General features: G+C 37.3%; 10 protein-coding genes and 1 pseudogene. 8 read left to right on the top strand and 3 right to left on the bottom strand.

The window, feature by feature from the left end; all coding sequences use genetic code 11:
• Positions 1-34: 34 nt before the first annotated feature.
• Positions 35-1,126 (bottom strand): GntR family transcriptional regulator, encoded by a 1,092-nt coding sequence (locus FGQ66_RS13605; protein ID WP_138302602.1) that lies wholly within the window; start codon positions 1,124-1,126, stop codon positions 35-37.
• 187 nt (positions 1,127-1,313) lie between these two features.
• Here FGQ66_RS13605 and FGQ66_RS13600 point away from each other — a divergent pair, with 187 nt between their 5' ends.
• From FGQ66_RS13600 to FGQ66_RS13585, 4 genes are read left to right on the top strand one after another with little or no spacing between them, the layout of a single operon-like run.
• Positions 1,314-2,210, top strand: coding sequence for a carbohydrate ABC transporter permease (locus FGQ66_RS13600; protein ID WP_081134442.1), 897 nt, complete (start codon positions 1,314-1,316; stop codon positions 2,208-2,210).
• An 18-nt stretch (positions 2,211-2,228) separates the two neighbouring features.
• Complete coding sequence (locus FGQ66_RS13595) at positions 2,229-3,095, top strand: carbohydrate ABC transporter permease (RefSeq protein WP_005878664.1); 867 nt, start codon at positions 2,229-2,231, stop codon at positions 3,093-3,095.
• Positions 3,096-3,108: 13 nt separating this feature from the next.
• On the top strand, positions 3,109-4,368 hold the full coding sequence (locus FGQ66_RS13590; protein ID WP_081134441.1) for an ABC transporter substrate-binding protein: 1,260 nt from the start codon (positions 3,109-3,111) through the stop codon (positions 4,366-4,368).
• Positions 4,361-5,386 carry a glycoside hydrolase family 76 protein gene (locus tag FGQ66_RS13585; RefSeq protein WP_138302601.1) on the top strand — a complete coding sequence of 342 codons (1,026 nt, stop codon included), beginning with the start codon at positions 4,361-4,363 and terminating at the stop codon, positions 5,384-5,386. The genes FGQ66_RS13590 and FGQ66_RS13585 overlap by 8 nt, the downstream gene beginning before the upstream one ends.
• 1,069 nt (positions 5,387-6,455) lie before the next feature.
• Here FGQ66_RS13585 and FGQ66_RS15490 read toward each other — a convergent pair.
• Positions 6,456-7,124 carry a YdeJ family lipoprotein gene (locus tag FGQ66_RS15490; protein WP_230315308.1) on the bottom strand — a complete coding sequence of 223 codons (669 nt, stop codon included), beginning with the start codon at positions 7,122-7,124 and terminating at the stop codon, positions 6,456-6,458.
• 306 nt (positions 7,125-7,430) lie between these two features.
• Between FGQ66_RS15490 and FGQ66_RS13570 the strand changes: the two genes are divergently transcribed.
• Positions 7,431-8,150 carry a methyltransferase domain-containing protein gene (locus tag FGQ66_RS13570; protein ID WP_138302599.1) on the top strand — a complete coding sequence of 240 codons (720 nt, stop codon included), beginning with the start codon at positions 7,431-7,433 and terminating at the stop codon, positions 8,148-8,150.
• A gap of 213 nt (positions 8,151-8,363) precedes the next feature.
• On the opposite strand, the gene FGQ66_RS13565 is transcribed toward FGQ66_RS13570, so the two are convergent.
• Positions 8,364-9,518 (bottom strand): hydroxymethylglutaryl-CoA synthase, encoded by a 1,155-nt coding sequence (locus FGQ66_RS13565; protein WP_138302598.1) that lies wholly within the window; start codon positions 9,516-9,518, stop codon positions 8,364-8,366.
• 185 nt (positions 9,519-9,703) lie between these two features.
• On the opposite strand from FGQ66_RS13565, the gene FGQ66_RS13560 reads away from it, so the two are divergent.
• From FGQ66_RS13560 to FGQ66_RS13550, 3 genes and pseudogenes are all read left to right on the top strand, one after another.
• Positions 9,704-12,142, top strand: a complete 2,439-nt coding sequence (locus FGQ66_RS13560) for a hydroxymethylglutaryl-CoA reductase, degradative (RefSeq protein ID WP_138302597.1) — start codon at positions 9,704-9,706, stop codon at positions 12,140-12,142.
• A gap of 562 nt (positions 12,143-12,704) precedes the next feature.
• A complete protein-coding gene (locus FGQ66_RS13555; protein WP_138302596.1) occupies positions 12,705-13,433 on the top strand; it encodes a hypothetical protein in 729 nt (242 codons plus the stop codon).
• A gap of 93 nt (positions 13,434-13,526) precedes the next feature.
• Positions 13,527-13,599: pseudogene (locus FGQ66_RS13550) on the top strand (DUF3788 family protein); the annotation flags it as partial.

Genomic DNA, 13,599 nt, shown 5'->3' with positions numbered 1-13,599 from the left:
TGAAACAGCAATGTTTCGAGCGTTTTTTTTGTAATCAAAGAGAGGAAACTGAATCACCTTCGATGAGTTGATAGCCAAGATTTACTTTTTCAATCAGCGTAGGATCTTTGATTTTCCTTAGTAATAAGATCATTGCTTCATGGCCAATAGAAGTTTGGTCCTGTTCGATATGTGTGAAGGTAAAAGCGTTCAAATCGAATAAATTGATCGTTGGGTGATCGAAACACACGATAGAATAATCATTTGGAACAGCTTTGTTTTGTTGTTCGATTGCGCTTTTGGCTAATAAAGCAATGTTGTATTCTGTAGTGAATAGTGCAGTGATCTCTGGATTTTTTTGTAAAAACTCAATAATCAGTTCGACATCTTCTGTGATACTTCTTGAAGAACCGGGGACAACTGAATCAATGACTGAAAAAATCTGCTTTTGACTGACTGCTCGGTTTGCATCGACATGAGCAGATAGAAAGCCGTCAACACGCTCGTCAATCGTAGAAACACGACTATCCGAGGTAAGTAAGCCGATTTTCTGATGACCTTGATCGAATAGATAGTTTGTCAATTCTTTTGATGCAGAGAAGCTATCTGTTTGGACGCTACATACAGGGAGTTGGTCCATTAGACGATCGATGACTACGACTGGGAAATCCCGGGCAATCAACTCTAAGATTTTTGGTGAAGTATATTCAGAAGATGTAGGTAGAAGGATCAATCCTTGAATCCCTAAATCGATTAATTCTTGGATATATTCATTTTCTTTTTTTAAATCGCCATAAGTGACTTTAACAATGACATTCAGCTTTTCCGCATCGTAGTTTAAAATACTTCTGAGAATCTGTGTACCAAAAAAATCAGAAAAATTGGTGATGACTAATCCGATGATCAGTTTTTCAAAAGTTGATTCGTTTTTGCGATTACTGATGATCACTGAACCTTTTCGAGGTTTTCTGAGGATGTAGCCTTCTTCTTTTAATAAATCTAGTGCTTTTTTTGCTGTAATCGTACTTACGCTATATAAGGCGGCTAATTCTTTTTCAGTAGGTAAAAGGTCATTTATTTCATAGTGCCCTTGTTCGATCTGTTTTTTTAAATCTGTGTAGATCATTTGATATAATGGTGCGCTCAATAGAATCCCTCCATTCATTTATTTGATTATATATATATATTAAATATAACATATATTTTAATCAAGTAATTTATTTTAAAAAACACTATTGAAAGCGTTGACAAATTGAAATTAATATATATAATCTAATTTGTAAGATATTTAATATATTAAATGATTTATAAGTATATGTAAAGGAGGAGGGGAAATGGAACAAACGAACAAAGGAAAGAAACGTAGGGGAATAAATGAACAACAAAATATTGCCTATTTATTTATTCTAGTACCAGTTAGCTTGCTTCTCATTTTTGGTATTTTTCCTATTTTAATGGCTTTATACTTTAGTTTCACAGACTACAACATCATTGAACCCGCTAACTGGATAGGTTTCGCTAATTTCCAAAAGATTTTTCAAGATGAATTTTTCTTTGTTTCATTAAGAAATACGTTAGTCTACACATTTTTGTATGTTCCCTTAGGTTTGATAGTCGCTTTAGGAACGGCGATCCTGTTAAATAAAAAAGTGAAAGTCACGAATCTATTTCGCACTTTTTTTTACTTACCGGTACTGTGTTCAACGGTAGCGACTGCAACGATCTGGTATTGGCTATTGAATCCGCAGTATGGTTTGCTTAATCAGCTGTTGCGACTCATTGGAATTGATGGTCCTGCATGGCTCTATAGTTCGAATTGGGCGATGACAGCCATCGTCATTATGAGTGTCTGGATGACCTTTGGCGGGAATATGATGATTTTCTTGGCTGGACTTCAAGGAATCAATCCCGCCCTTTATGAAGCCGCCGATATAGAGGGAGCAAGCTCTTGGCAAAAATTCCGACACATTACGTGGCCTCAGTTATCAAAAACGACTTTTTTAGTCACGACACAGTTGATCATCGGCGCCTTCCAAGTTTTTGATCAAGCATATATGTTAACGAAGGGCGGTCCTGGAAATTCGACGATTACCTTAGTTTATTATATTTACAATAAAGGTTTTGGCGGACTGGAAATGGGTTATGCCTCTGCACTTTCATTTATTCTATTTTTGATTATTTTTGTCTTTTCTTTAGTGAATATGAAATTGACGAACAAAGAAATCAATTGAAGGAGGTAAGGAACAACGATGTTAAAGAAGAAAACTGTGAACCTCTGTTTATGGTATGTCGTAGTGATTATTATCAGTCTAACAACTGTATTGCCGTTCGTATGGACGATCTCTACTTCTTTCAAATCGGATAGTGAAATTTTAAGTGGAACGATGAATTTTCTTCCGAAGCAGTTTACATTGGACCATTATAAAGAGGTCTTTTCAACGATGCCATTTTTGACCTATCTGAAAAACTCCTTGATCTTAGCGCTAGGGGGTGTAGTAACGAATCTCTTTTTTGGTTCGTTAGCAGGTTATGCTTTTGGACAGTTGAAATTTAAAGGGAAAAAAGCACTGTTTTTGGTTTTTTTAGCTTCCATGATGATCCCGAGTATCGTCACGATGATCCCGACGTTTATTGTACTAAGAGGCTTTCCACTGATGGGTGGGAATGATCTCACCGGTTCAGGCGGGCTAGGATTGATCAATTCCTATTGGGCGATTTTACTTCCTGGTGCAGCAGGCGCATTCTCCATCTTTTTCATGAAACAGTTTTTTGAACAGTTACCCCATGAATTAGGCGAAAGTGCCAGAATTGACGGGGCTAGTGAGTTCAAGATATTTATGAAAGTTTATTTCCCGTTGGCAAAACCGGCGTTAACAACATTGGGCATCATGACCTTTCAATCTGGTTGGAATGCATTTATGTGGCCTCTGATCGTTTTGAATTCGGATGAAATGAAAACGGTTCAGGTGGGGCTGGCTGCGTTTCAGTACAATTACAGTACAAACTACGGGCCATTGATGGCAGGGACGATCTTAGCTACTTTACCAGTCCTAGTACTATTCATAATGGTCCAAAGAAATTATGTTCAAGGATTAGCAGAGGCAGGAATAAAATAAAAGGAGTAGAAAAATGAAAAAATTTTTTAAGAGCCTGATGATCATTGGTTTACTTGTATTACTTGGTGCTTGTGGTAAAAAGGAGACACAGTCTGGTGGGGCAAGTGATGGGAAACAAAACATCACTTTTTGGGGATCTTGGAGCGGTTCGCAAGTCGATCAATTGAATCAATTGATCGAGAAATACAATAAGAGTCAAGATTCTTATAAGGTTACTTATAAAGTCCAAGATAACGTAGAAGAAAAGCTTCTGACAGGTATGGCTGGCGGAGAAATTCCTGACGTGATCTTATGGGATCGTGTCAATACGGGAATGTATGCCCAAAAAAATGCTTTAATGGATTTAGATGAGTTGATCAAGAAAGATAAAGTTGATTTAAATGAATTTTATGAAGAAACAGTAAAAGAGATGTCCTACGATGGGAAACAATATGGCATACCATTATTAGTGGACAACCGCTCACTTTTCTACAATAAGAAACTACTGAAAGAAGCAGGAGTTACACCGCCAAAAACGTGGGCAGAATTGTTGAATGTTGCTGAAAAAACAACGAAGTGGGACGGAAATCAACTTGTTCAAGCTGGTTTCTCGTTGGACGATGTAGGACTATTCAATATGTGGTTGCAACAAGCTGGCGGTACGATGCTTTCTGAGGATGGGAAAAAGACAGCTTTCAACTCTAAAGCTGGTTTAGAAGTCGCTGATTTTTGGAATCAGTTATTGAATGAGAAAAAAGTCTATCAACAGGGATTCAATGATGGAACGGATGCTTTTGCTGCGGGGAAAGTCGCAATGACATACAACGGACCATGGGCACTTTCAGATTACAACAAAGTCGATGGATTAGATTACGGAGTTGTTCCTCCTGTTACAGGTCCCAATGGCGATAAAGGCGCATTGACTGGCGGATTTGGTCTAGTCATCCCGAAAACTGCTAAAAATAAAGACGCCGCTTGGGATTTCATCAAATGGTGGACAACGAATCCAGAAGTGGGTATCGAATTTGCCAAGATATCAAACTGGCTTCCTGCAAACAAAGCCGCAGCGCAAGATAGCTATTTCCTTGAGAATGATAAATACAAAGCATTTGTGGAAACAATGGATTTTGCCAAAATCCGTCCGACAGTTGCAGGGTATTCTGATCTTGAGAAACTGGCTGTTAATCCACAATTGGAAAATATGCTAGCAGAAAAAGAAACACCTCAAGAAGCCTTAGAAAATGCGCAAAAACAAGGCGATAAAATTTTGAAAGAAGGATCGACGAATGACTAAATTTGAACAATTAGCGGAACAAGCACAAAATAGTATTGATTATTTTTATCTGTCAAAAGATAAAAAACAGTGGTTGAACAACGTGTATCCATTAACAGACCAAGCACAAAACGAAACTTTCCATTACTGGTGGATGGCCCATCTGATCGACGTACGCATCGATGCATATCTACGTACAAAAAATGAAGAATATCTGCGATTAGCCGAAGAAACTTATCGTTATAATAAAGAAAGAAATAACGGCACATTACTACATGAATATTATGATGATATGCTTTGGAATGCTTTAGCAGCCTTACGCCTGTACCAACAGACCAATAAACAAATGTATTTGGCTGATGCACGCGAAGTTTGTTTAGATATATTCGACACCGCTTGGAATGACCAAATGGATGGCGGTTTTGCGTGGAAAAGAACACAACTTGACTACAAGAACACACCTGTAAATGGCCCAATCATGATTTTGGCCTTACGCTTGTATCAAATCGAAGAAAATCCTATCTATTTAGAAATGAGTAAAAAAACACTCGCTTGGATGAAAAAGACATTAGTACAAGAGGATTCTAAGTTTGTAGAGGATGGGGTCAATCGTAACGGCGATGGGAAAATCGATTACCAATGGAAGTTCACGTATAATCAAGGTGTCTATATTGGCGCATTGATCGAATTTTATCATGTTACAAAAGATACTCGCTATTTGGAAGAAGCACTGCAATGTGCACAAACCTCTATTGATGTCCTTGTTGAAAAAGGGGTATTCAATGACGAAGGAGATGGTGGAGATATCGGATTATTCAAAGGTATCGAGTACCGCTACTTGCAACTGCTTTACAAAGAAACACATGCAGAATTTATCCGTTCATTCATTGAATCAAGTTGTCAGATTTTAGCCGAACATGGGAAACGAGGAGAGTATCTCTTAGCGTACCGTGATTGGTTGGAAAACAAGCCAGAAAGTGTTTGTCTCTCTGACCATTTATCTGGTGTGATGGCACTAGAGAGCGCTGCGGCTCTCTAGCAGATCAAACGAAAAGGTCATAAGAAAAGAGCGTGAGATAAAAGCGATACTTTTATCTCACGCTCTTTTCATGAATAAATGGAGGAAGCAACTCCATCGTAAGTCGGAATTTACAAAAATTTAAAATCATTACCTAGACAAATGATAAATAAGCGAATATACAGAGTTAGAAAAAATGAACAGTATCAAATAAATCAGTCGGCTTTATTGATTGTTTTGATAGAGTAAACAGAGCTTTGAAGGAAAAAATGGGATGATTGTAGCGCCTAAAAAATATTAGATAAATATCAAGAAAGAGTAAAAGAGAATAGATAAAAATTCTGATGGAAAAGTGGAGGAAGATAGTAGTCAAATAGGAGCAATACAGAGTTTTAAAAACAGAAGTATTTATTTAGCAACTGCTGAAAATTAGTAGTTTATAATTTACATAAGACTACAGCTATGTATAGTTATGGTTTTCGATTTATTGTTAAAATGTACTTCTAATAGACCTTTAGAAGGGAATACTTGACATGTCGATATTAGCAATAGTCATTGCAGTTGCATTAACGTTGATTTATTTTCTACTTATAAATCCAAAAATCAAATATATTTTTTGGATTTTGGGGATAATTTATTGGAATAATCCTTACTTCTTTTCAATTGTTACCAATCATTTTAGATCATCTATAGATCTCTTTTTCCTTACTATGGGAGTAAGTGTCTTTTTTATTCCAACATTTTTTATTGTTTCAAGTATTCAAACCATCATTAGTGTTTTTTTTAACAGGGACTACATAAAGATTTTAATATCTGTTTGTCTAATACTATTCACACTATTATATTATAAGGACGTAATGGATGTTAGCGTGACTACATTTGATTGGGGAAAATGTTGTTTAAGAATCATTATACTAGTTGGCACGATTATTCTTTTTTTCAAAAAAGAAGCATATCGGCAAAGACACTAGCCAATGAAAAATAATTTTGACGTCTTCAAGATAAAACTGACCGGAGTATTGAAATGTGTAGGTGCTTTTCAATACTCCGGTCAGATTTGTCACATCGCTAAATTTTTTGAAAAAAAATTTTACTTATTCTTTATTCTTGATAAATCAATGTCACCAGTGTATTTTTCCAGGTTAATTAGTTTTATGACTTGGGAAGTATCCCCAGTATCCACTGATACTAACTGGGTAGTAAGAACTTTTTGAGATTCGTCTTGAAGTGTTGCTTCTGGAGTTCCAGCTGATGTAAATTCCCAATAGAGATTGGTGGGTACATCATAGAGATTGATCGTGCCATTATGATTACTGCCATATGTGACAGAGCCATCGATCTTACGTCCACCAGATAATTGAATCACATCTTCTGGGAAAACAGCACTATTGGAGATAGAAGGAACAATGGATGTGCCAGCAGGGATTCTTTGAATATACAATGTATCGATTTCTTGATTTGCGCCAAGTTGTAACCAGATCCGAGCATACTCGATTTGGTCATCCGTATAGGTGGTGAGAGATTGATTTGTAGAAATTATTGTAGAATTTTTAGTTTCTGTATTATCTGTAGTAGAAGTGGAAATACTGCTGGTGGTGGACTCAATAGGTGAACTACCAGAGTCAGTGTGACTGGTCGATGAGTGATTCTCATAAGAGGTTGTGTTTTTCGTTTGATTTTTACTTTCATCATGAGAGGTAGCACACCCGCTTAAAGAGAATAAACCAAAGAAAACAAACAACAAAGTAAATTTTTTCATTAAGATACTCCTTCAAAATAAATAGTTTTCTTCATTCTATTGACTTGTAATTGTTTAGAAAGCACAAAAATCCATTTGTATCTTTGTGCAACTCTTAATAAGAAACAGTCTACCATAAAAACATATTCAAGAAAATAACATCTGGATAAGTGAAGTAGCAAGTAAAGAAAATCAGATGAAACGCCAATTTTTTTGAATATCTTTTTGAAAAATAGATCAATGTGGTAGAATCTCAACATAAGAATGAAATTTACTAAGTTACATTATTTATTCCGAAAAGTGAAAAATCAAATAGGAGAATCAACCATGGATGAATTAGATTGGGATGAATTTGCCCCCGAGTATTATCAAAACCAACTGGAATCACGCACGACGATCGTAGAAGATGTGATCGTCTTTTTAAAAAGTAAGAAAGTATTACCTGCATCTGACCTGATAGATGTAGCAGGTGGTGCTGGGCGCTATTTACCTATGGCGAAAGAAGTAGGAAGTTACAAATTGCTTGATTTTTCAACCGAAATGTTGCGCTTTGCCCAACAAGAAGCAAATAAGCTAGGTGTGAAAAATGTCCAAATGATGAAGCAGTCTTTCGAAGATTTTTTAGGAAATAAAGAAAGTGCTGAAGTGATTTTTACTGCTGCAAATCCAGCATTGGATAATACAAAAAAATTAGAAAAAATGCTGAAAAAAATGAATCAGGCTTGTGTAATCCTCCGAGTCGTCCACTCAAGGGATGATCTTTTTATTCCTTTAGAAGAAAGATTAGGGATTTATGAAGCAGATCCGACGGTGTCTCCAGATTTAATGGATCTTTTTGAAACATTTTTAACACAAAATGATTATTCCTATCAAAAACAGGATTTCACGTATGTTCTCAAAGAAGAAATCACTCGTTCATTGATGGAGGATTACTATGAAGAGTATAAAGAAGACCAACGATTGACTGATTTTCTTGACCAACATTTTCTCCAAGATGAACAAATCAGTACAACCCGTTTGACCTACCGCTTGTTGCTGATCCAATAGAAAGTAAATTGAGAGGGCAAAAGCAAAAGTAGTACTGGATACGTAAAAATTGGGGATGTTACCCCCACTATGTAAATAAACGATCAGCCGAAGGAACTCAAAATAAAGAATATTATTTTGGTTTCTCCGGCTGATCGTCGTCATTTATTTTAGAATCTTTTGTTGCTTATATACAGCTCACTGCTTTAATTGATAAAAGCCAAGTTTTGCGTATTACTGTTTGTAATAGCGGATATCATTTTCTACTTTATAGATTGAAAAAGGTACATCAGAAGTATATTCTGCAGATTCGCCATTTTCTGGTAATTTTTCGCTAAAGATCGCTTCGTATTCAGCAACAGTGACTTGTTTTCTTGCATCTAGCATTTCTTGGTGATTCTCGGTCATTAGGAATTCTTGGTAGCCTTCGACTAGATAGCCCGTAAAGAATTCACTGACTGCGCCAGAACCATAACTGAATAGGCCAATACGATCACCAGATGATAAAGTTTGAGAATTTTCCAAAAGAGAAATCAAACCTAGATAGAGTGAGCCAGTATATAAGTTGCCGACACGGCGGCTATATCGAATACTTTCTTCATAACGTTCTAACAAACGCGTTTGATTTTCTTTATCTGTCTGATCTAATACACTTTGTAACGCTTTTTTCCCCATTTTTGTATAAGGGATATGGAAGCTCAATGCGTCATAATCTTCTAGTTTAAGACCAGTGAGTTCTTTATGATGATTCCAGACTTTTTGGAATGATTCAATATAAGTTGAATTTGATAATGGTCCGTCTACTATAGGAAATTCACTATAATCTGGGCGCCAAAAATCGTAGATATCTTCTGTCAAAAAGGTACTATCATCTTCGATTGTAATGATTCTCGGATCAGCAGTGACCATCATTGCGACAGCACCAACGCCTTGTGTGACTTCGCCGCCACTTGCCAAACCATAACGAGCCATATCACTAGCAATGACCAAAACTTTACGATCTTGATGATTTTTCACATATTCTTTTGCCATATGCAAGGCTGCCGTTCCGCCGTAACAAGCTTCCTTGACTTCAAAGGAACGAGCAAAAGGTTGGACTTTAAGCAAATGGTGGATGATCACAGCACTTGCTTTCGAGTGATCGATACCTGATTCTGTTCCAACGATCACCATATCGATGAGTTCGCGGTCTTGTTCCGTCACGATCCTGCTGGCAGCATTTGCACCTAACGTGATGATATCTTCTGAAACGCGGTTAAGAGCCATCTGATCTTGACCGATACCGATATGGTATTTAGCAGGATCATCCCCACGATGGTTGGCTAATTCTGTCATATCTAAATATAAATTTGGAATAAAAAAGGAAAGACGATCGATCCCTATTTTCATTTCAACACCTCTTTATTTGTGATAAAAAAACTTACTTTACTAAAGTATCATAAAATGATTAAAAGAAATACAAAAAAGCGAATATTTAAGGATTGTTAAAATTTGTTTCTCGTTTATTTTGAAGAAGTAATGTACTATTTGTTTTTGGCGAAAACAATGGTATATTTTTGTAGGAGGTGGCTTACTTGAAGGAAGTCGTAATTATAGATGCTGCAAGAACGCCAATTGGTAAATATAAAGGTAGTTTGAGCAGTTTTTCTGCAGTTGAATTAGGGACAATGGTTACTAAAAAATTGCTAGAAAAAGCAAGTATCAAAAAAGATGAGATCAACCAAGTGATTTTTGGAAATGTCTTACAAGCGGGAAATGGCCAAAATGTTGCCCGTCAAATCTCGATCAATAGTGATATTCCTGTAGATGTTCCTGCAATGACTATCAATGAAGTCTGTGGTTCAGGGATGAAAGCAGTGATTTTAGCGCGTCAGCTGATTCAATTAGGTGAGGCAGATCTAGTAATAGCTGGGGGAACAGAGAGTATGACCCGGGCGCCTTTACTACAACAATTTGATTCTGAAACCACTTCGTATAATGGACCAATTTCAAGCATGGTCAACGATGGTTTGACTGATACTTTTTCAAACACGCATATGGGGTTAACTGCTGAGAATGTAGCAGAACAGTTCGGAGTGACGAGAAAAGAGCAAGACCAATATGCATTAGACTCACAATTAAAAGCAGCCAAGGCAACGGAAAATAATGTATTCAAAGAAGAAATCATACCTGTTCCACTAACGGATGGAACATTGTTGGAAAATGATGAGGCGATACGTGGTAATAGTTCATTAGAAAAACTAGGAACATTAAAAACGGTATTCTCAGAAAATGGAACGGTCACAGCTGGAAATGCTTCTCCATTGAATGATGGTGCGTCAGTAATGATCCTAGCTTCAAAAGAGTATGCACTAAAAAATGATCTTCCGTATCTAGCAACGATCAAAGGTGTGGCGGAAATCGGTATCGATCCTAGTATCATGGGAATCGCACCGATCAATGCGATCAATTCACTGTTAGAAAAGACAGATGTTTCATTAGATGCGATTGATCGATTTGAGATCAATGAAGCATTTGCTGCCTCGTCCATCGTTGTTAATCGTGAACTTCAACTTGATCCAGAAAAAGTAAATAGTGATGGTGGAGCTATTGCTTTAGGACACCCGATTGGCGCTAGTGGTGCAAGAATCCTGACGACATTGAGTTATGGATTGCAGAGAAATAAGCAAAAATACGGCGTCGCTTCTTTATGTATCGGTGGAGGTCTGGGACTAGCAGTCTTACTTGAGGCAAATCAAGAAAAAGCAGGATCATTCGACGAAAAAAAAAAGTTCTATCAGCTGACACCAGAAGAACGTAGAAGTCAGTTAGTTCGCGGAGGCGTGATTGCTGAAAAAAGTGCGGATCAACTAAAAAATGAACGCTTGTCTGACGACATTGCGAACCATTTGATTGAGAATCAAATAAGCCAAGTGGAGATTCCTATGGGCGTTGCCCAAAATTTTCAGATCAATGGTGAAAAAAAATGGGTTCCCATGGCAACCGAAGAACCGTCTGTTATAGCAGCAGCTAGCAATGGAGCGAAAATTTGTGGGAATATCACTGCAAAAACGCCACAAAGACTGATGAGAGGCCAGATCGTGTTGACAGGTAAGTCTGAATATCAGGCAATCATCGAAGCAATAGACACACGAAAAGATGAACTGTTTTTGTGTGCAAACAATAGCTATCCTTCCATTGTTAAACGCGGTGGCGGAGTGAGAGATATTTCTACGAGAGAATTCATGGGAAGTGACCATGCCTATGTATCAATCGATTTCTTGATCGATGTCAAAGATGCCATGGGGGCGAATATCGTCAATGCGATTTTAGAAGGAGTCGCCAGCCAATTGAGAAGCTGGTTCCCAGATGAAGAGATTTTATTCAGTATTTTGAGTAACTTAGCAACCGAATCTCTTGCGACAGCATGTTGCACGATTCCTTTTGAATATTTAGGTAAAAGCAAAGAAGCTGGAAGACAAGTTGCCGAAAAGATCCAACAGGCAGCGGAATATGCAAAGCTAGATGTTTATCGGGCAGCAACACATAATAAAGGTATCATGAATGGGATCGAAGCGGTTATTCTAGCAACTGGTAATGATACCAGAGCGGCATCCGCAGCTATTCATGCATATGCTTCAAGAAATGGCTTTTACCAAGGATTGACAGATTGGAAGATAGTTGATGGACAGTTAGTGGGTAAACTGACTGTACCTTTAGCTGTTGCGACCGTAGGAGGCGCTTCAAAGATTTTACCTAAAGCGAAACTTGCACTTGAAATACTTGATGTCTCTTCTGCAAAAGAATTGGCACAAGTAATTGCGGCTGTGGGCTTAGCTCAGAATTTAGCGGCATTGAAAGCTTTAGTAACAGAAGGCATCCAAAAGGGGCATATGTCCTTACAAGCACGAGCATTAGCCATTACTGTTGGTGCAACTGGGGATGAAATCGAACAAGTTGCGGCATATTTAAGAAAAGCAGATACCATGAATCAACAGCTTGCAAGTGATTATTTGCTAGAAATCCGTTCTTGATTTTTTTTAGTAAAAATCGTGTTGATTGATGTTGATCAGTGCATTCGTATGGGGAATGTGGGATAAATCTAAAAATAAGTTTTGTTACAGACTCTCGAATAAACGGCGGGAGCAAAAAGCAACTCCTTCGGAAATAAGCTGAAATTCACAAAAATTTGAAAAGCAATTTTCGTGAATTTCTTCTTATTTATCGGAGTTAAACACTTCTGTCCCAGCCTCTCTCGAATAAACGAAAGTCCAAAAGTCGGGTTTTCGGAAATTTCAAAAAAACGAGCAATACAGAAAACGTATTGTTCGTTTTTTTCTCCAATTTCTCAAACCTAAACGACTTTTGTCTTGACCTCTTTGAACTGTTATATGAATGAGGAAGCGTTGTTTGACACCTGTCCAATCAGAGAGCCGAGGCAGATAAATGCCTTAGGTTCTTTTTTCTTAAAAAATAGTTGGAAAACGGCTCATTTTTAATGATTTTGCGTATATATCTAAGTTTTTTTGGTATAATCCTTTTCATTTGTCTTTTTTTTTCTTATAATCGTAAAGGTATGAGCGAAGGAGAGAACATATGAAGAAAAAACAAAAGCAAAAATTACTCAATCAATTCCGTCCTTCTTTAGACGGTATCAGAAGTCAATTGTTCCATTCTTTGGAAGAGGAAAGCTTACGACGTTACGGACTACCATTACAAGTGATGCTTGATCCTAAAAATCGACAAATATTGACTATTGGGTTAGCAGGACAATCAAACGAAGATACACGTATCAATGTACCTATCGATGATAATTTTACTACTGTGTTAAAACGTATTCGTTCAGGTGAAAAGGATATTTTTGATCGCTTCCGCGACAACTTATTGATCGAAATCGTTTCTTACTGGAACGATCAACGTCTTAAAAATGATGAGCCAACTGCTCAAACCGTTTCTACACTAGTAAGCGATACGACTGTAGAAGAAACGAACACAGCAAAAATGGAAGAACCAGTGAAAGCAGCAGAAGACAAACCAACAGCGGAATCAACTGAAAAAGAACGCTCAACGAACACTACCGCTTTGACTTTTGCTGATTTTTCAAGTGAAGTAGCTGAGTATCCAAAATTCTATACAGAAAAAACAGAGCAATCCGTAGTGATTTATGAAAAAGCAGCGGATGAACCTCGCAAACTAGCTGAGATATCTATGACAGCTGAAAACGAGTTTACGATCGAAAAAGCGTTAGAACGTAAATATAAAGTGAAATTGACTTTGATCCCACTGATCGAACAATTTGCGGCAACAGCTATCAATGATCGCTAAGCAATGAATGAGGGTAAAATAAAATGAGGTGCCTTGAAGGAGTAGCGCATATTGCGAACTTCTTCAAGGCACCTTTTCATTCGTTGATAGAGGTTGGGACAGAAGTGTTTAACTCCGAGAAATAAGAAGAAATTCACGAAAATTGCTTTTCAAATTTTTGTGAATT

Origin of the sequence: Enterococcus sp. BSD2780061688st2 D3 (genome assembly GCF_005844145.1) — a bacterium.
Classification (GTDB): domain Bacteria; phylum Bacillota; class Bacilli; order Lactobacillales; family Enterococcaceae; genus Enterococcus_B; species Enterococcus_B durans.
Note: the sequence above shows the minus strand (reverse complement) of the source record. Positions and strands in the feature narration are given on the sequence as shown.